19 protein-coding genes are annotated in these 17,647 nt (G+C 73.3%); 12 read left to right on the top strand and 7 right to left on the bottom strand.

All coding sequences use genetic code 11. From position 1 onward, the window contains the following. Nucleotides 1–3 precede the first annotated feature (3 nt). From panD to ACLJQM_RS41415, 3 genes are all read left to right on the top strand, one after another. Nucleotides 4–414: an aspartate 1-decarboxylase gene (panD, locus tag ACLJQM_RS41425; protein ID WP_360770892.1), complete on the top strand. Its 411-nt coding sequence runs from the start codon at nt 4–6 to the stop codon at nt 412–414. 97 nt (nt 415–511) lie between these two features. Beyond that, on the top strand, nt 512–1,537 hold the full coding sequence (locus tag ACLJQM_RS41420; protein WP_360770895.1) for an ABC transporter substrate-binding protein: 1,026 nt from the start codon (nt 512–514) through the stop codon (nt 1,535–1,537). An 11-nt stretch (nt 1,538–1,548) separates the two neighbouring features. Then, a complete protein-coding gene (locus tag ACLJQM_RS41415; RefSeq protein ID WP_247023125.1) occupies nt 1,549–1,758 on the top strand; it encodes an MbtH family protein in 210 nt (69 codons plus the stop codon). Nucleotides 1,759–2,085: 327 nt separating this feature from the next. On the opposite strand, the gene ACLJQM_RS41410 is transcribed toward ACLJQM_RS41415, so the two are convergent. Genes ACLJQM_RS41410 through ACLJQM_RS41400 form a run of 3 tightly spaced genes read right to left on the bottom strand, consistent with a single transcriptional unit; the run spans nt 2,086 to nt 6,421 of the window. Then, nucleotides 2,086–3,837, bottom strand: a complete 1,752-nt coding sequence (locus tag ACLJQM_RS41410; RefSeq protein ID WP_410635794.1) for an ABC transporter ATP-binding protein — start codon at nt 3,835–3,837, stop codon at nt 2,086–2,088. After that, nucleotides 3,834–5,504, bottom strand: coding sequence for an ABC transporter ATP-binding protein (locus ACLJQM_RS41405; protein WP_410635792.1), 1,671 nt, complete (start codon nt 5,502–5,504; stop codon nt 3,834–3,836). The genes ACLJQM_RS41410 and ACLJQM_RS41405 overlap by 4 nt, the downstream gene beginning before the upstream one ends. Nucleotides 5,505–5,557: 53 nt before the next feature. Then, nucleotides 5,558–6,421 (bottom strand): hypothetical protein, encoded by an 864-nt coding sequence (locus ACLJQM_RS41400; protein ID WP_247023128.1) that lies wholly within the window; start codon nt 6,419–6,421, stop codon nt 5,558–5,560. A 44-nt stretch (nt 6,422–6,465) separates the two neighbouring features. On the opposite strand from ACLJQM_RS41400, the gene ACLJQM_RS41395 reads away from it, so the two are divergent. Further along, a complete protein-coding gene (locus tag ACLJQM_RS41395; protein ID WP_247023129.1) occupies nt 6,466–6,978 on the top strand; it encodes a DinB family protein in 513 nt (170 codons plus the stop codon). 510 nt (nt 6,979–7,488) lie between these two features. Next, nucleotides 7,489–8,625: a hypothetical protein gene (locus tag ACLJQM_RS41390; RefSeq protein ID WP_410635791.1), complete on the top strand. Its 1,137-nt coding sequence runs from the start codon at nt 7,489–7,491 to the stop codon at nt 8,623–8,625. Here ACLJQM_RS41390 and ACLJQM_RS41385 read toward each other — a convergent pair. Continuing rightward, on the bottom strand, nt 8,581–9,150 hold the full coding sequence (locus ACLJQM_RS41385; protein WP_247023131.1) for a TetR/AcrR family transcriptional regulator: 570 nt from the start codon (nt 9,148–9,150) through the stop codon (nt 8,581–8,583). The two genes, ACLJQM_RS41390 and ACLJQM_RS41385, sit on opposite strands and share 45 nt — an antisense overlap. Nucleotides 9,151–9,231: 81 nt before the next feature. On the opposite strand from ACLJQM_RS41385, the gene ACLJQM_RS41380 reads away from it, so the two are divergent. Next, entirely contained in the window at nt 9,232–10,206 is a 975-nt protein-coding gene (locus ACLJQM_RS41380) for a zinc-binding dehydrogenase (RefSeq protein WP_360770908.1), read from the top strand. Here the strand turns inward: ACLJQM_RS41380 and ACLJQM_RS41375 are convergent. Further along, nucleotides 10,175–10,774, bottom strand: coding sequence for a dihydrofolate reductase family protein (locus tag ACLJQM_RS41375; RefSeq protein ID WP_410635790.1), 600 nt, complete (start codon nt 10,772–10,774; stop codon nt 10,175–10,177). The genes ACLJQM_RS41380 and ACLJQM_RS41375 overlap by 32 nt on opposite strands. 111 nt (nt 10,775–10,885) lie before the next feature. On the opposite strand from ACLJQM_RS41375, the gene ACLJQM_RS41370 reads away from it, so the two are divergent. The 6 genes from ACLJQM_RS41370 to ACLJQM_RS41345 all read left to right on the top strand — a co-directional run bounded on the left by ACLJQM_RS41370 (nt 10,886) and on the right by ACLJQM_RS41345 (nt 16,205). After that, a complete protein-coding gene (locus tag ACLJQM_RS41370) occupies nt 10,886–11,758 on the top strand; it encodes a LysR family transcriptional regulator (RefSeq protein ID WP_410635789.1) in 873 nt (290 codons plus the stop codon). Between the two features lie 10 nt (nt 11,759–11,768). Further along, entirely contained in the window at nt 11,769–12,479 is a 711-nt protein-coding gene (locus tag ACLJQM_RS41365; protein WP_410635788.1) for an MBL fold metallo-hydrolase, read from the top strand. Nucleotides 12,480–12,603: 124 nt separating this feature from the next. Then, complete coding sequence (locus ACLJQM_RS41360) at nt 12,604–13,419, top strand: ABC transporter permease (protein WP_410635787.1); 816 nt, start codon at nt 12,604–12,606, stop codon at nt 13,417–13,419. After that, a complete protein-coding gene (locus tag ACLJQM_RS41355; protein WP_247023137.1) occupies nt 13,404–14,108 on the top strand; it encodes an ABC transporter ATP-binding protein in 705 nt (234 codons plus the stop codon). Before ACLJQM_RS41360 ends, ACLJQM_RS41355 begins: the two co-directional genes overlap by 16 nt. Continuing rightward, nucleotides 14,095–15,105, top strand: a complete 1,011-nt coding sequence (locus tag ACLJQM_RS41350; protein ID WP_360770924.1) for an ABC transporter substrate-binding protein — start codon at nt 14,095–14,097, stop codon at nt 15,103–15,105. Before ACLJQM_RS41355 ends, ACLJQM_RS41350 begins: the two co-directional genes overlap by 14 nt. Then, nucleotides 15,102–16,205 (top strand): LLM class flavin-dependent oxidoreductase, encoded by a 1,104-nt coding sequence (locus ACLJQM_RS41345; RefSeq protein WP_247023139.1) that lies wholly within the window; start codon nt 15,102–15,104, stop codon nt 16,203–16,205. The genes ACLJQM_RS41350 and ACLJQM_RS41345 overlap by 4 nt, the downstream gene beginning before the upstream one ends. On the opposite strand, the gene ACLJQM_RS41340 is transcribed toward ACLJQM_RS41345, so the two are convergent. Further along, on the bottom strand, nt 16,202–16,801 hold the full coding sequence (locus tag ACLJQM_RS41340; protein ID WP_410635785.1) for a class F sortase: 600 nt from the start codon (nt 16,799–16,801) through the stop codon (nt 16,202–16,204). The genes ACLJQM_RS41345 and ACLJQM_RS41340 overlap by 4 nt on opposite strands. Beyond that, the gene (locus tag ACLJQM_RS41335; protein ID WP_247023141.1) at nt 16,791–17,639 is read right to left on the bottom strand and encodes a DUF4397 domain-containing protein; all 849 of its coding nucleotides are present in this window, start codon (nt 17,637–17,639) and stop codon (nt 16,791–16,793) included. The genes ACLJQM_RS41340 and ACLJQM_RS41335 overlap by 11 nt, the downstream gene beginning before the upstream one ends. Nucleotides 17,640–17,647: the final 8 nt, after the last annotated feature.

Here is a 17,647-nt window from a genome sequence, read left to right as displayed (position 1 = left end):
CCGATGCACCGCACCCTGATGAACGCCAAGATCCACCGTGCCACGGTGACCCAGGCCGACCTGCACTACGTCGGTTCGCTGACCATCGACGCGGACCTGATGACCGCCGCGGACATCGTCGAAGGCGAGCGGGTCCAGGTCGTCGACATCACCAACGGCGCCCGGCTGGAGACCTACGCCATCACCGGCGAGGCGGGCTCCGGCGTGATCGGCGTCAACGGCGCGGCCGCGCACCTCGTGCACCCCGGCGACCTGGTCATCATCATCACCTACGCCCAGGTCCACGAGGCCGAGCGCGCCGCGCACCGGCCGCGGGTGGTGCACGTCGACGCGGGCAACCGGCAGGTCCACCTGGGACACGACCCGGCCGAGCCCGTCCCGGGCGCGGAAGCCCAGTTGTCCGGCCGGAATTGACGCAGGTGGGCGTGGACACAGGTCGGTCGCGGCGGTTGCTTTTGCCAGGCTTCCCTAAATAAGGTGTGCCTATCCTAAAAGCTGGTGAGAGGTTCACATGTCCGTGTTTCAAGGCACTGCCGGGCTCAGCCGGCGTGGATTCCTGATCGGCGCGGGCGGCGTCGCCGCCGCGGCGGCCCTGACCGCGTGCGGCAGCGGCGGCGGCGACGGCAAGCAGGCCGCCTCCGGTCCGTGGGAGTTCACCGACGACCGCGGCCAGAAGGCGGCGCGCGACCAGCGTCCGACGCGGGTGGTGGCCTACGCCAGCTCGGCCGCCGCGCTGTGGGACTACGGCGTCCGCCCGGTCGGCGTGTTCGGCCCGCAGAAGACCGCCGACGGCAAGAAGGAGATCCAGGCCGGCAACATCGACCTGAACTCCGTCACGTCGATCGGCAACGCCTGGGACGACTTCAGCATGGAGAAGTTCGCCGCGCTCAAGCCCGACCTGGTCGTCACCGGCCTGACCGGCACCAAGCCGACGGACCTGTGGGTGCTCAAGGACGACCTCGGCCCCAAGGTGCAGCAGATCGCCCCGATCGTCGCGATCTCCGAGTACAAGGTCACGCTGCCCAAGGTCATCGAGCGCTTCGAGCAGCTCGCCGTCGCCCTCGGCGGCGACGCGAACACCGACGCGATCAAGAAGGGCAAGGACGACTTCAAGAAGGCGTCCGACGACCTCAAGACCGCGATCCAGGGCAAGCCGGGCCTCAAGGTGCTCGTGGTGTCCAGCGACAAGGACAACCTGTACGTCTGCAAGCCGGAGTACTTCGCCGACCTCGCCTACTACCGCGAGCTCGGCCTGGACATCGTCGCCGGCGGCGGCTCGGACGACTACTTCGAGACGCTCAGCTGGGAGCAGGCGGGCAAGTACCCGGCCGACCTGATCCTCACCGACAGCCGCACGTACGCGCTGACGCGCCAGCAGATGGCGCAGTTCCCGACGTGGGCGCAGCTGCCCGCGGTGAAGGCGAACCAGCTCGCCGACTGGTCGACCGAACCCCGGTTCAACCCGGTGCTCGCGGCCCCGGTCCTGCAGCAGCTGACCGAGGTCGTCAAGGGCGCCCGCACGGACATCACCGCCTGAGGAGGCCTGGCATGACCAACCCGTTCGAAGACCCCGACGGCACGTACCTGGTGCTGGTCAACGCGGAGAACCAGCACAGCCTCTGGCCGGCGTCCGCCGACGTCCCGGCGGGCTGGACGGTGGCCTTCGGGCCGTCCGGCCGCCAGGCGTGCCTCGACCACGTGGAAGCGAACTGGACGGACATGCGGCCGAAGTCCCTGGCCGACGCCATGGACGACTGACCCTTCCGGGAAGACGAAGGCGCCGGGAGCCCCTGCGGCTCCCGGCGCTTTTGCTGTGTCGCGGCCAGGGCGCGCGATGCGAGGGACGAGTCTTCGTGAGCGGAGCCGGGCGCGACCGCTGGTCAGGACATCCGCCACCGCGGTGAACGCCTTCCCCACCGCCAGCCGGGTAAATCCGCTGATGTCACGCTCACGGACACCCGATCCAGGGCCCCGCCAAAGTCGGATCGGCACGGCGGTCCCGGGAATCATGGTCGGGTGTCCGGCCTGTCCGGCGACTTGCCGGGACCTTGGACGCCCGGTCCGTCAACGTGGCATTCACGGCCGTCAGGCGCGCTGGCCGGACCAGGCCGTCCAGAGCTTCGCGTACTGGCCGCCCGCCGCGACCAGTTCGTCGTGGCTGCCGGACTCCACGACGGCGCCCGCGTCCAGCACCACGATCCGGTCCGACGCCGCCGCCTGCGTGAGGCGGTGCGCCACCACCAGCGCCGTCCGGCCCTCCAGCGCCGCCGCGGCCGCGGACTCCAGGACCTTCGAACCCGCGCTGCCGGCTTCCGCCGTGGCCTCGTCGAGGATCGCGATCGGCGGGTCGGCCAGCACCAGCCGGACCAGGGCCAGCTGCTGCGCCTGCGTCACCGTCAGCTGGTGGCCGCCTTCGCCGACGACCGTCGCGAGACCGTCCGGAAGGGACGAAACCCAGGTCAGCGCGCCCACTTTCGCCAGTGCTTCCCGCAGTTCGGCGTCGGTCGCCGCCGGGCGCGCGAGCCGGAGGTCATCGGCCAGCGGCCCGGCGAAGACGTGGACCTCCTGGCTGATCAGCGCGACCGTCCGCCGGGTCGCCTCGGGGCCCAGCTCGTCGAGCAGGACGCCGCCGAGGGTGATCGAACCCGTGCCGGGGCGGTGGATGCCGGCGATCAGCTTGGCCAGCGTCGTCTTCCCGGCGCCGCTCGCCCCGACCAGCGCCACCCGTTCGCCCGGGGCGACGGCGAGGTCGACGTCGCCGAGCACCGGGTGACCGTCCACATAGGAGTACCCGACGCCCGCCGTCTTCACCGACGCGTCGACCGGCCGGGCCGGCTGCGCGGGCGAGGCTTCGGCGGGCAGGTCGGCGACGCCGATCAGCCGCGCCAGGCTCGCCGCGGCCGCCTGCGCGTCGTCGACGAGCGCGAGCGCGGTCGTGATCGGGCCGAACAGGCTGTGGAAGTACAGCGCCGCCGCGGTCGCCACGCCGACCGTCACCGCGTCCGCGCCGACCAGCAGGAACCCCATCGCCAGCACGGCGGACAGCCCGAGGAACTCGGCGAGGTTGAGCCGCGCGTAGAACCTCGTCACCAGCCGGATTCCGCGCAGGGCCAGCTCGACGGCGCCGTCGGACCGCTGCCGCACCCGCTCCAGGTGCGCATCGGCGAGCCGGAACGCGCGGACGGTCTTCGCGCCGCCGATGGTGTCCAGGAGTTGCTGCTGCTGCGCGCCGACGGCCTCGCGCTGGCTGGCGTACAACGGCTTCGCGCGCGGCACGTACCAGCGCACGGTCCACAGCTGCACCGGCACGGCGACCAGCGCGGCCAGCAGGAACCGCCAGTCGAGCACGGCCAGCGCGCCCAGCGTCAGGACGACCGTCAGCACCGACCGGCCCAGCTCGGGCAGCGCCTGCCGGACGCCTTCCGCGACCACCGAGACGTCGTTGGTCACGCGGGCGGTCAGGTCGCCGGAACCGGCGCGCTCGAGCTGTTCCAGCGGCAGGCCGAGCGCGCGCTCGACGAAGCGTTCGCGCAGCTCGGCCAGGATCGTCTCGCCGAGGCGCGCCACCATCGACACCCCGATGGCGGTCGCGACCGCCTGGGCGAGCGCGACCAGCACCAGGCCGACGACCGGCGTGACGAGGTCGGCGCCCGGGTGGCGCGTCGCGACCAGGTCGACGACCCGGCCGAGCAGGGGAGCGGTGAGCAGGCCGATCGCGGTCGCCGCGACGAGCACCGCGGCCGCCGCGGCCGTGCGGCCCTTGGCGCGGCCGAGCAGTTCGCCGACGACGGCGCGGATCCGGCGGCCGTCGGCCACGGGGAGGAGTTCACGGGTCACGAGAGCACCGCCGCCCGGTAGTCGGCCCGGCCCGCCAGGTCGGCGTGGCTGCCTTCGCCCGTCACGCGCCCGTCGTCGAGCAGGACGACGCGGTCGGTCGCGGCGAGCAGCGCCGGGCTGGTGGTCACGAGGATGGTCGTGCGGCCTCGCCGCAGCTCCGCCAGTCCCGCGGCGATCCGCGCCTCGGTGACGGTGTCGACGGCGGTCGTCGGGTCGTGCAGCACCAGCACCGGCGCGTCCGCGGCGAGCGCGCGGGCGAGGGCGACCCGCTGGCGCTGCCCGCCCGACAGCGACCGCCCGCGTTCGGTGACGGCGGTCGCGACGCCGTCGGGCAGCGCGCCGGCCACCTCGTCGACGGCGGCCGCGGTCATCGCTTCGGCCGTCCTGGGCCCGGTTTCCACGTTTTCGGCGACGGTTCCGGCGAACAGGTCGGCGTCGTGCGCGGCCACCAGCACCACCTCCCTGACCCGGCTCGGGTCCACAGTGGACAGATCGACGGCGTCGACCGACACCGAGCCGCTCGCGGGGTCGGCGGCGCGGCCGAGGCAGTCGAGCAGGTCCGTCGCGGCGGCCGGGTCGGTGGCGACCACGCCGAGCAGCTCGCCGGGCCGGGCTTCGAACCCGACGTCCCGCAGCGCGCCGCGGGTCAGCGCGGAGAGCTTGACGTGCCCGGCGGCCGGGACCGGCAGCGTGGCGTCCCCGGCGCCGACCGCGGGCGGTGCGTTGAGGACGTCGGCGATGCGCGCGGCCGACGCCCGGCCCTGCGCGAGTTCGCCGTTGACCCACGAGAAGATCGAGAACGGCGTGATCAGGTACTGCGCGAGCCCGACCGCGGCGACCAGGTCGCCGACGCTGATTTCGCCCGCCGCGGCGAGGGTGCCGCCGACGAGCGCGACCAGCGCGATGAAGACGCCGGTCAGCGCGAGCAGCGCGCCGTTGTGCCAGGCCTGCGCGCGGGCCGCCCGGAGGGTCGCCTTGAGCGAGTCCTGGCTGGTCCGGCGGTAGCGGTCGACGGCGGCGCGCTCGGCGCCGACGCCCTTGAGCACGCGCAGCCCGGCGACGAGGTCGGTCGCGATGCCCGAGGCGAACGCGGAGCGCTCCTGCTCGGCCTCGCTGCGGCGCTCCAGCGGCTTGCCGATCAGGTGGGCCAAGTAGAGCATCGGCGGCGTGCCGAGCAGCACGAGCAGCCCGAGCGGCAGCGACATGGTGAGCAGCACGACGGCGCTGACCAGCAGCCCGGCCAGCCCGGCGACGGCGAACGGCAGGACGCCGTTGACCGTGCCGACCCGCTTCGCGTCCGAGGTCCCGATGCTGACCAGTTCGCCGGCCAGCGCACTGGAACCCGCGACGCCGCCGGGGTGCAGCACCCGGCGTCCGACGCCGAGCCGGAGTTCGTGGGCCGCGCGCTCCGCGGCGCGCTCGCCGAAGCGGGCGCCGAGGCGGTAGCTGGTCGACAGCGCGGCGAAGAGGACTCCGAGCACCGCGAGCCAGAGCAGGAGCGTGCCCACCGAACCGCCCGCGACGGCCTGGTCGATGACCACGCCGATCACCACCGGCACCAGTGCTTCGCCGCCCTGGTGGCCCGCTGTCAGCAGGGCCGCGAGGGTCACCGATCGTCGTTGCCCGGCGATCGACCGGCGGAGGACTTCCCGTCCCGTCGTGCTCACCCGCGCCTCCCTGTCCGCGTCGTGGATAGGTAAGGCTAGTCTAAGTAAGGAAGTTACGGGAACACGGTCGGCTTCGTCTCATTCCGCGGCTCGGTGGCCGGTTCCCCGAACCGCGCGAGCGCGAGCGCGGCGGCCACGGCGAGCACGAACCCGGCCACGGCGACGACCGCGAACCCCGGCCGCGTGCGGTCGCCGAGCGCGAAGACGCCGATCAGCGACGGGAAGACCGTCTCGCCGAGCACCATCATCGCGGTGGACGTGGTGACGCTCCCGCGTTGCAGCGCGGTGGCGTAGAACAGCATGGCCATCCCGCCCGCGACCGCGACCGTGTAGGTCGCCGGGTCGGTCAGCAGGGCGAGCGGCGCGAGGCTCGGGATGATCCGCCCGGAGATGGCGACGACCCCGAAGCTCAGCCCGGCGACGAGCCCGAGCGCCGGCGTCCGCACCCGGCGGTTCGCCTTCCCCGCTGCGATCCCGGCGCCGGCCAGCACGACGACCGCGCCGATCAGGACCAGCCGGAACCCGAGCCCGACGGGATCGGACCCCTCGCTTTCCGCGGCGGCGCCCAGCAGGGCGAGCCCGGCACAAACGACGGCGACGGCGGCCCATTCGCGCCGCCCGAGCCGCACCCCGAGGAACCGCGCGGCTACGGCGGTGACGGCGAGGCTGGCGGCGAGCGCGGCCTGCACGACGAACAGCGGAAGGACGTGCAGGGCGGCGATCTGCGCGACGAACCCCAGGATGTCCAGTGCGAGCCCCAGCACGAACTTCCACTGGCCGAGCACGCGCACGAGCAGTCTCGGATCGACGCCGCCGTCGCCTCCGGTGTCGGTCGCCCGCGCGGCGACCGCCTGCATCACCGAAGCCACGCCGTACGCGATCGCCGCGCCGAGGGCGCAAAGCAGTCCCCACCACATGGCGATCACTCTATTTTGTCGGACCCGTGGGGTACGTTGCGGTCATGTCGAACACGAGTTCGAAGACGCACCGCCGCTGGCCCGCGAGGCTCGCGGCCGACGAACTGCGCCTCCAGCTGGACTTCCTGCAGTTCCTCCGCGCGACGGCGGTCAACAAGCTGGCGGGCCTGCCTCGTGAGTTGGCGGCGGCGGCCCCGTTGCCCACTTCGCCGCGGCTGAGCGCGTTGGGGGTGGTGAAGCACCTGACGGCGGTGGAGCGCTGGTGGCTGTGCATCGAGGCAGGTGGGGCGGACCTGCCGTCGTTGTGGGCCGGGTCGCCGGATCCGAGCTGGGATGTGGCGGAGTCGGACACACCGGAGTCCGTGGTGGCGGCGTACCGGGCGGAGTGGGGCCGGGCGGAGAAGGCGTTGCGGCGGCTGGGCCCGGACGACCGGACGCGGCGGCGGTCGGAGTTCACGGTCCGCTGGGTGGTGGCCCACGTCGTGCAGGAGACGGCGCGGCACGTGGGGCACCTGGACTTGCTGCGGGAGCTGGCGGACGGGGAGGTGGGTGAGTGAGGGAGGGATGAGCGGACGACAGGGGCGGTGAGGGCCTGGCTGCGGTAGAGGAAGGCGGGATCGGCGAGCGCGCCCGCCGACGGGGGTGTGTCCGCCCCTCGGAGGCCGGCCAGTGCGCGGGCGGGCGGGGAGCACGTTCAGCGGAGTCCCTCCCGGGCTTGGTCGCAGCCGGCGCGTGCGATAGCCGGCCCGCGTGCGGGACCGGTCGGTGACGAGCTCGGTCGCCGGTGTACCCGCGTCGGCTGACGTGGTGAACCCTGCCGCGGCCCCGAAATCCGCGTGACGCCAGCCCTATCCTGGGTGCGTGGCCGTCGTTGCGGAGTACCGCCGATTTACCGGCCCCCTGGCCCTTCGTGGGTGCCAGCGGGGTTCCGGTGCCACATCCGCCGTCAGCTCGACCTGACAGCGCGCGGCCGCGAGCAGCGGCCGCCGGAACGCACTGACCTCGCCGGGTGCCCGGGCCAGGGGGAGCCGTCCCGCCACCTCACCCGCTCACCACGGAGGTCCGTCATGCCCGAACCACTCACCCCCGCCCAGCTCGTGCGCGCTCTCGCCGTCCGGGATCTCACCGATCCGCGGGCCGGCGCGCACGCCGTTCAGCTCGTCGTCAGCCAGGCCGTCGAGGCCCTCGCCGACCTCTGGCCGACCGCCGTCCGGTGGTGGCCCGGCGATCGCGTCGTCACCATCGCCGACAACTACGACAACCTCGGCTACGACCCCGCCGACGTCACCCGCGACGCCCGCTACACCCGGTACGTCGACCAGGACCACGTCCTCCGCAGCCACTCCAGCGCCATGATCCCCGCCGCGCTCCGGGCGCTGGCCGCGAATCCGGCCGATGACGTCCTGCTCGTCTGCCCCGGCGTCGTCTACCGGCGCGACAGCATCGACCGGCTGCACAGCGGCACCCCGCACCAGCTCGACCTGTGGCGGATCACCCACGCCCGTGTCACCCGAGCCGATCTCGAGGACATGGTCGCCGCGCTCGTCCCGGAGCGGGAGTGGCGGCTCGAACCCCGCCGCCACCCGTACACAGTGGACGGTGCTCAGCTCGACGTCGAACACGACGGGCGCTGGGTCGAAGTCGCCGAGTGCGGGCTCGCGCACCCCGGCGTGCTCGCGCGGGCGGGGCTCGGGGCCGGGTGGTCCGGGCTCGCGCTCGGCATGGGTCTCGACCGGATGCTGATGCTGCGCAAGGGCATCCCCGACATCCGCCTCCTCCGCTCGGCCGAACCGGCCGTCGCCAGGCAGCTGACCGATCTCGCGCCCTACCGGCCGGTGTCCGCGCTGCCGTCCGTGCGCCGGGACCTGTCGATCGCCGTCGACGCCGGCGACCGGGCCGAAGACCTCGGCGACCGCGTCCGCGACGCGCTCGGTGACGACGCCGACGTCGTCGAGTCGGTCGAGATCCGGCAGGAGACGCCGTGCGCGCAACTGCCGCCGGCCGCGCTCGCCCGGCTCGGGGCCCACGCCGGGCAGAAGAACCTGCTCGTCCGACTGGTGCTCCGCCCGCTCGGCGCCACCCTGTCCGACCACGAGGCCAACGTCCTCAGGGACCGCGCGTACGCCGCCCTCCACCAGGGGAGCGGCCACCAGTGGGCGTCAGGCCCGGAGGCCCCGGATGGCAAGGGCGGCGAAGCGCCGTGAAGCCGCGACGTGCGCCGCCGGTGACGTGGCCTGGATGCCGCCGTTCGCCATGAGGACCAGGATCACGTCGTCGAGTTCGACGTCGGGGCGCAGGTAGCCGGCCTCCCGGGCGCGGCGGGTCAGCTCGGCGATGGACTTCACCGCGCGTTCGCGGGCCGCGGCGAAGTCCATCGCGTGCGGGAACACCGCCGTGAAGGCCGCGGTGAAACCCCGGTCGCGGGCGTGCAGCTCGCACAGCTTCGTGAGCACCGAAGTGAAGCCGCGCGCCGGGTCGGGGTCGGCGAGCCCGTCGTCGACGATCGCGTAGCACACGTGCATCTGGTCGGCGAACGCTTCGGTGGCCAGCGCTTCCTTGGTCGGGAAGTGGCGGTACAGGGTCGCCGGGCCGACGTCGGCGCGCCGGGCGATCTCGCGCATCGGCACCGCCAGGCCCTCGGCCGCGAAGATCGCGCGGGCGGCCTCGAGGATGCGTTCGCGGTTGTCCCGGGCGTCGGAGCGCAGGACCTGAGACAAAGCTTCGGTCACTCCCTCACTTTAGCGAACCGGACGGGGGCGTCCGTTAACGTCCGGCGTCGATCATCGACCCCGGAACGACGGAGAAGAACAGTGAAAGCAGTCGCGGTGCAGGCGTTCGGCGAACCCGGCGGGATGGCGGTCGTCGACCTCCCGGTCCCGAGCCCGGCCGGTGGCCAGGTGCTGATCACCACCGAGGCGATCGGCGTCGGCGGCGTCGACGTCCTGATCCGCCGGGGCGCGCTCGCCGCCTACGGCTTCCGGGAAGGGCACGTCCTCGGCGGCGAGATCGCCGGCACGGTGGCCGCGGTCGGCGACGGCGTCGACCCGGCCTGGGCGGGGCGCCGCGTCTGGGCGTTCGCCGGCACCGGCGGCGGTTATGCCGAGCAGGCGGTCGCGTCCGCCGAGACGCTCGTCCCGCTGCCGCCGGAGGTGTCGCCCGTCGACGCCGTGACGCTCGGCAGCTCCGGCATGGTCGCGCACTTCGCCCTGCGCCACGTCCACTTCGTCCCGGGCGAGTCGGTGCTGGTGCGCGGCGCGGCCGGCGGCATCGGGATCATGGCGGTCCAGCTCGCGGCCCGCAGTGGCGCCGCCGCGATCGCCGTGACGACGTCGTCGCCCGAACGCGGCGACCGCCTGCGCGAGCTGGGCGCGACCCACGTGTTCGGCCGCGACGGCGAGGGCGCCGAGGGGTACGACGTCATCCTCGACATCGTCGCCGGTCCGGACCTGCCGTCGTTCTTCGCCAAGCTCAACCCCAACGGGCGCCTGGTGACCGTCGGCCTGATGGGCGGCGACCCGCCCGCCGACTTCGGGAAGGTGCTGTTCGCGGGGTTCCGGCGCTCGCTGTCCTTCGCGACCTTCAGCGCGGACACCGTGCCGATGGCCGACCGCGCCGCCGCCACCGCCGACCTCTTCGCCGGCGGCCTGCGGTCGGTCGTGCACGAGGTGCTGCCGCTGGAGGAAGCGGCGTCAGCGCACCGCCGGCTCGACGCCGGCGACGTCTTCGGCCGGTTCGTCCTCACCACGGGCAGCTTCAGCGAAGCACGCGATACCGCAGGTGCGTGACCGACGGCGTCGGGCGCGCGTCGAGCTGCTCGAGGCGCAGCGGCGGCACGCCGTCGAACAGCCGGACGCCGTCGCCGAGCGTGTACGGCGAGATGTGCAGCCGCACCTCGTCGATCAGGCCGGCGGCGAGGTACTGGTTGACGGTGCTCGCGCCACCGTGGATGGAGATGCCGCCGTCACCGGCCGCTTCCCGCGCGCGGTCCAGCGCGGCCTCGATGCCGTCGGTGACGAAGTGGAAGGTGGTGCCGCCGGTCATCGGCTGCGGGTCGCGCGGGTGGTGGGTGAGCACGAACACCGGGCCGTGGTACGGCGGTTCGTCGCCCCACCAGCCGGTCCACGGCCGGTCCCACGCGCCCCGCACCGGGCCGAACATGTTGCGCCCCATGATGAACGCCTTGGCGGTGAGCATCCGGTCGAACTCGGCCGGGTGCTCGTCGCGGCCCTCGCCGTACCAGGCGTGCAGCCGGTCGCCCCAGCCGTCGCCGCCGTCGTCGCCGAACGGCCGCTCCTCGCTCTGGCCGTGCCCGGCCGCGTAGCCGTCGACCGTGATCGTGAGGTCGCAGGTCACCAACCCTGGGTCATCGTCGTGCCTCCCTCGTCGGATGGACACCAGGATGTCCCGGACGTCGCATGCCGTCCAATGCCAATTCCGGCGGCGAAGCATTGATATCGTCGATGAATGCTCAGCCTGGTCCAGCTCAAGGTCCTGGCCGCGGTGGCCCGCCACGGCTCGGTGACCGACGCGGCCCGCGAACTGCGCTATTCGCAGCCGTCGGTGAGCCACCACCTGTCCCGCCTGGAGGCGGCGACGGGCGCCCAGCTGCTGCAGCGCGTCGGCCGCGGCATCCGCCTGACGCCGGAAGGCCGCCTGCTGGCCGACCGCGCCGCGGAGATCCTCGGCCGCGTCGACGCGGCGGCCACCGAGCTGGCCGCCCAGGTGGGCCTGCGAACCGGCCGCGTCCGGCTGGCGGCGAACGCGTCGGCGCTGAGCACGCTCGTCCCGAAAGCGGCCGCCACCCTGGCGCGGGACCACCCGGGCCTGGAACTGAGCCTCGTCGACGAGCACCCGGTGGCGGCCCTGGACCTGCTGCGCCGCGGCGACATCGACGTCGCGCTGGTCTTCCAGCACGCCGGTTCGCGGCTCGAGGACGAGGGTTTCCGCTTCCGCCACCTCACCGACGACCCGATCCACCTGATCAGCCGCCACCCGGCCGACACCCTGGCGAACCACCGCGACTCCACCTGGATCGGCGGCTGCGAACGCTGCCGAGCCGAACTGGACGCCCTCTGCGCCGCGGCGGGCTTCACCCCGCGCGTCGGTTCCCTGAGCGACGACATGGTGGTGGTCCAGTCCCTGGTGGCGGCGGGCCTGGGCGTCGCGACGCTGCCCGGGCTCGCGCTGGAAGCCCACCGGCGGCCGGACATCCACGCGACCGAACTGCCGGGCGTCCACCGCCGCATCCACGCCGCCACGTACGGCGACCCACCGGACCCACCGGCGGTGACGGCGGTCCTGACGGCACTCACCCAGGCGGCGACCGGCGGACCGTAGGGTGTCCGGCATGACTGATCGGCTCTACTTCCGGCAGCTGCTCGCCGGGCGCGACTTCGCCGTTGGCGACCCCGTTGCCACGCAGATGCTGAACTTCGCCTACCTCGTCGGCGATCGCGAAACCGGGGATGCGGTGGTCGTCGATCCCGCCTACGCCGTGCAGGATCTGCTGGACGTGCTCGAGAACGACGGCATGCGGCTGACCGGGGTGCTCGCCACGCACCACCACCCCGACCACGTCGGGGGCGAAATGCTCGGCTTCTCGCTCCCCGGGATCGCCGAGCTGCTCGCGATCCGGCAGGTGCCGATCCACGTCAACGGGGCCGAGAGCGAGTGGGTCAAGCGGGTCACCGGGGTGTCCGGGACCGACCTGCGCACGCACGACCACGACGACGTCCTCGAAGTCGGCTCGATCCCGATCCGGTTGCTGCACACGCCCGGGCACACGCCGGGCAGCCAGTGCTTCCTCGTCGAGGACAAGCTCGTCTCCGGGGACACGCTGTTCCTCGAAGGCTGTGGCCGCACCGATTTCCCGGGTGGGGACACCGAAGAGATCTACCGCAGCCTGCAGGCGCTCGCCGGGCTGGCCGGGGATCCCGTCGTCTACCCCGGGCACCGGTACTCCGCCGAGCCGTCGGCCGCGCTGTCCGAAGTGAAGCGCAGCAACTTCCTCTACCGGCCGCGGTCGCTGGACGAATGGAAGGTCATGTTCGGCGGCTGAGCCAAGTCGTTCCACGGGCTGAAACACCGGGCGTTCACGGAGTGGGCGCGGATTGACTTCGCTTCCCGAGGACCGGAAAGTCGGGACCACGCAACCCCGATGTCCCCGTCCCCGGGAGAAATCCGTGTCGATTTCCACCACGGGCGTGCTCCCGCGCGCCCGGCCGGCCGCCGAGCGGCCACCTCGCAAGTTGCGGCGCTTCGACCTGCGGCGCTGGATCAGCCCGGTGGTGCTCGTGGCCGCCTGGCAGCTCGCGAGCGCCACCGGCGTCCTGCCCCCCGACAAGCTCAGTTCACCGTGGACGGTCGTGCAGGCCGGCGTCGAAGTCGCCCGCAGCGGCGAACTCGGTGACGCCTTCGCCGTTTCGCTCGGCCGGGTGGGCGCCGGGTTCGCGCTCGGCGCGATCGCCGGCGTGCTGCTCGGCATCGTGTCCGGGCTGTCCCGCTGGGGCGAAGCGCTGGTCGACCCGCCCGTCCAGATGCTGCGCACGCTGCCCTTCCTCGGCCTGATCCCGCTGTTCATCCTGTGGTTCGGCATCGGCGAGGAAACCAAGATCGTGCTGGTCGCCCTCGGCGTGGCCTTCCCGCTCTACCTGAACGTCCACTCGGGAATCCGCGGCGCCGACCCGAACCTCGTCGAAGCCTCGCGCGCGCTGGGTTTCAGCCGCGCCGAACGGCTCTGGCACGTCATCGTCCCCGGCGCGCTGCCGCAGGCGCTCGTCGGGTTGCGCCAGTCGCTCGGCCTCGCCTGGCTCGCGCTGATCGTCGGCGAGACGGTCAACGCCGACGCCGGCGTCGGCTACCTCATCAACAACGCGCGCGAGTTCCTGCGCACCGACGTCGTGGTCGTCGGTCTCGTCCTGTACGCCCTGCTCGGCCTGGTCACCGACGCGCTGGTCCGGCTGCTCGAACGGAAGGTGCTGCGGTGGCGAACCCGGTAGCCGAGGTCCGCGACCTCACCAAACGGTTCGGGGACCGGACCGTCCTCAGTGGACTCGACCTGACCGTGGAACGCGGCGAGTTCGTCGCCCTGCTGGGCCGCAGCGGCTCCGGCAAGTCGACGCTCCTGCGCGTCCTCGCCGGACTCGACGGCGACGTCGAGGGCGGAGCGGATGTGACCGGGACCGTCTCGGTCGCGTTCCAGCAGCCGAGACTTCTGCCGTGGCGGAAGGTCTGGCGCAACGTCGTCCTCGGACTGCGTCAGGACGGCGTCTCGAAATCCCGCAACCGGGCGCTGGCCGAGAAGGCCCTCGCCGAGGTCCAGCTGACCGAGCACGCCGACGACTGGCCGCTCACGCTCTCCGGCGGCGAGGCGCAGCGCGTGTCACTGGCCCGCGCGCTGGTGCGCGAACCCGACCTGCTGCTGCTCGACGAGCCGTTCGGCGCCCTCGACGCGCTCACCCGGATCGCGATGCACGGCCTGGTGCTGGACCTCTGGCGGCGCCACCGCCCGGGCGTGCTGCTGGTGACCCACGACGTCGACGAGGCCCTGCGCCTCGCGGACCGGGTCCTGGTGCTCGACGGTGGCCGGATCGTGGCCACCCACCGCCCGCGCGAGACCGATGACCACGACGACCTCCGCCGCCGTGTGCTGACAGACCTGGGAGTGACCGAAGATGCTGTGGCGTAGGGGAGTCGCGGTCGTCGCGGCCGCGTTCGCGCTGGCCGGGTGCGGCTCGGCGGCCGGTACCGACCAGGCGGCCGTGCCGGGTCCGGTGAGCGCGGCGGACCTGGCGAAGGTGACGCTCAAGGTCGGTGACCAGAAGGGCGGCGTCAAGTCGCTGCTCACCGCGGCCGGGCTGCTGGACGGGACGCCGTACAAGATCGAGTGGGCCACCTTCACCTCGGGCCCGCCGCTGCTGGAGGCCGCGTCGGCCGGCGCGATCGACACCGGCCGCGTCGGCAACACGCCGCCGATCTTCGCGGCCGCGGCGAAGGCGAAGATCAAGGTGATCAGCGTTTCGCGCAGCAACGTCGAGCGGGAAGCCGTCCTCGTCCCGCCGGACTCGGCGCTGCGCGGCGTCGCCGAGCTGAAGGGCAAGACGATCGGCGTCGCCAAGGGCACCTCGGCCCACGGCCAGCTGCTGAACACGCTGCACAACAACGGTCTGTCCACAAAGGACGTCAAGCTGAACTTCCTGCAGCCGGCCGAGGCCTACGCCGCGTTCACCCAGCACACGATCGACGCCTGGGCGATCTGGGACCCCTATACCGCGCAGGCGCAGATCGAGGCGCACGCCCGCGTGCTGGCCGACGGCCGCGGGGCCTCGAACGGCCTCGGGTTCCTGACCGCGGGCACGGCCGCGCTGTCCGACCCCGGCAAGAACTCGGCGCTTCGCGACTTCGCCGTCCGGGTGGTCAAGGCGCAGAAGTGGGCCGACACGCACCGGCGGGAGTGGGCGGCGGCCTGGGCCGAGGAGACCGGGCTGAAGCCCGAAGTGGCGCAGAAGGCCGTCGACGCCGGGCGGGACCTGCCCATCCCGCTGGACGACTCGGTGGTGGCTTCCGAACAACAGCTCGCGGACGCCTTCACCGAGGAGAAGACTCTGCCGGGCAAGGTGGACTTCGCCGCGTTCGCGGACCGGCGGTTCGCCCCTGACCTGGACCAGGCGAGGAGCAACGGATGAGCATCGGTCTGCACTGGTTCCTGCCCACCAGCGGCGACGGCCGCACGATCGTGGAACGCTTCCACGCCAACCGGTCCCAGGGCCCGTCGGCGCAGCGCCAACCGGATCTCGACTACCTCGCGCAGGTCGCCCGCGCCGCCGAGCGGCAGGGCTTCGAAGGGGTGCTGACCCCGACCGGTACGTGGTGCGAGGACGCGTGGCTCACGACGGCCGCGCTGATCCGCGAGACGACCCGGCTGAAGTTCCTGGTCGCGTTCCGCCCCGGCGTCATCTCGCCGACGCTCGCGGCCCAGATGGCGGGGACGTTCCAGCGCCTGTCGGAAGGGCGGGTGCTGCTCAACATCGTCACCGGCGGCGACGCCGTGGAGCAGCGGCGTTTCGGCGACTGGCACGACCACGACGCCCGGTACGCGCGCACCGACGAGTTCCTCACCATCGTGCGCGGGGTCTGGTCCGGGCAGCCGTTCACCTTCGAGGGCGAGCACCTGAAGGTCGAAGGCGCGACGACGCTGGCCGCACCGGACCCGGCGCCGCCGATCTACTTCGGGGGCTCCTCGCCGGCCGCGCTGCCGGTGGCGGCCCGGCACGCCGACGTCTACCTGACCTGGGGCGAGCCGCCCGCGCAGGTCGCGGAGAAGATCGGCAAGGTCCGCGCGCTGGCCGGTGACCGGGCGATCCGGTTCGGCGTCCGGCTGCACACGATCTCGCGCGACACCTCGGCCGAGGCATGGGCGGAAGCGCAGAAGCTCCTGGACGCGCTGAGCCCGGAGCAGGTCGCCAAGGCGCAGGCGCAGCTGGCCGCGAGCGAGTCGGTCGGGCAGCAGCGGATGGTCGCGCTGCACGGCGGCCGCACCGACGGCGGGGTCCGCGGGCTGGAGATCCACCCGAACCTCTGGGCCGGCGTCGGCCTGGTCCGCGGCGGCGCCGGGACCGCGCTCGTCGGCAGCCACGCCGAGGTCGCGGACCTGATCGAGGAGTACCACAGCGTCGGCGTGAGCGAGTTCGTGCTGTCGGGCTACCCCCACCTCGAGGAGGCGTACTGGTTCGGCGACGGCGTCCGGCCCGAGCTGGCGCGGCGCGGGCTGCTGAAGGAGTACTAGCCCCACCGCGTCGAGGCGTAGACGACGATGTTGTCGCGGTACGAGCGTTTCGCCGCGTCGAAGCTGCCGCCGCAGGTGATGAGCCGCAGTGCGCTGCCCGGCGCGGGGCCGTACACCGCGTCGGTCGGGAACGCGTCCTTCGGGTAGCGCTGGACGGCGTCCACGACGAACCGGGTTTCCTCGCCGTCGGAGCGCGCGACGAACACCTGGTCGCCGCCGTGCAGGTCGCGCAGCCGGAAGAACGGTGCCGGGCCGGAGCGGGAGTCGACGTGCGCGGCGATCACCGCCGGGCCGGCGTCACCCGGGACCGGCCCGGCGGCGTACCAGCCGACGTCCTCGAAGCGCGCGGGTGCTTCGAGCTGGTGGTCGGCGCCGAGCCCGAGCGGCACGAGCGCGGGCGCGTCGACGCCGATGGCGGGGATCCGCAGCCGCACCGGGCGGACGTCGGCGGCCGCGGGCAGCGGCAGGGGCCCGGTCGCCGACGGCGACGCGGGTGTGGTCGCGGCCGGGACGACGGGTGGTGGTGCGGCCGGGGCCGCCGAGCAGCCCGCGGCCAGCAGCGCCACGACGAGCAGCGCGCCGAGGTCAGCGCGCACGAGCCGCCCGGCGTCCCCAGAGCAGCGCGGCCAGCAACCCGGCCGCCGCCAGCGCCGGCCAGAGCGGGGTGCCGGACGACGGCGCGGTGCCGCCGCCCCCGGTCTCGACGCCGAGCTTCGGCGGTTCGGGCAGCGACGCACCGTCGGAGATGGGGTTCGCCTTCAGCGCCCCGGCGTTCTCGGTGACCAGCAGCGTCGTCGACGAGCCCGCCTTGACGTCGACGTCCGCGGCCGACTTCACCGCGCCACCGGAGAGCTGCAGCGGCCAGCGCCCTTCCGGCACGTCCACATAGGACGACGTCTGGCCGTAGGCCGCGTCCTTGGCGAGCGTGACGCCCTGCGGCCCGGCCACGGTGACCGGCGCGATCGCCGCCGACCCTTCGACGACCCGCACGCGGCCCTTGCCCGCGGCGGGCGCGCTGAGGTCGTCGTTCACCAGGTCGCCCTTGAGCGTGCCGTCCGGTCCGTTCGCGAACACCAGCAGCGAGTAGGCGCTGCGTTCGGCCACCTCGATGGTCGCCGACAGCGCGGGCGGGGTGCTCGACGCCGCGTCGGCGGGCCGCATCGAGAGCGTGTACTTGCCGGGGTCGAGCGAGGAGTACGGCGTCACGGCGCCGTAGCCCGCCTTGCGGATGACGACCTTCTCGGCCTGCCCGAAGGGGGCGAAGTAGATGTCCACCGGAGGTACCTTCGGGGAGAGGTGACCGACCCGGATCCAGCCGACGCCCGGGCCGGGGGCGGTCGCCGCCCCGGCCGTCACCGGCGTCAGCGCGACGAGCAGCAGGGCCGCGGCGATCAGCCCGCCGGGTCTGAGCGTTCTGGACGTGAGCGTGCGCATGAGTGGTC

Source organism: Amycolatopsis sp. cmx-4-83 (assembly GCF_046548815.1).
Classification (GTDB): Bacteria; Actinomycetota; Actinomycetes; order Mycobacteriales; family Pseudonocardiaceae; genus Amycolatopsis; species Amycolatopsis pretoriensis_A.
The sequence above is the reverse complement of the archived record's forward strand: the minus strand, read 5'-3'. Positions and strand labels throughout refer to the sequence as shown.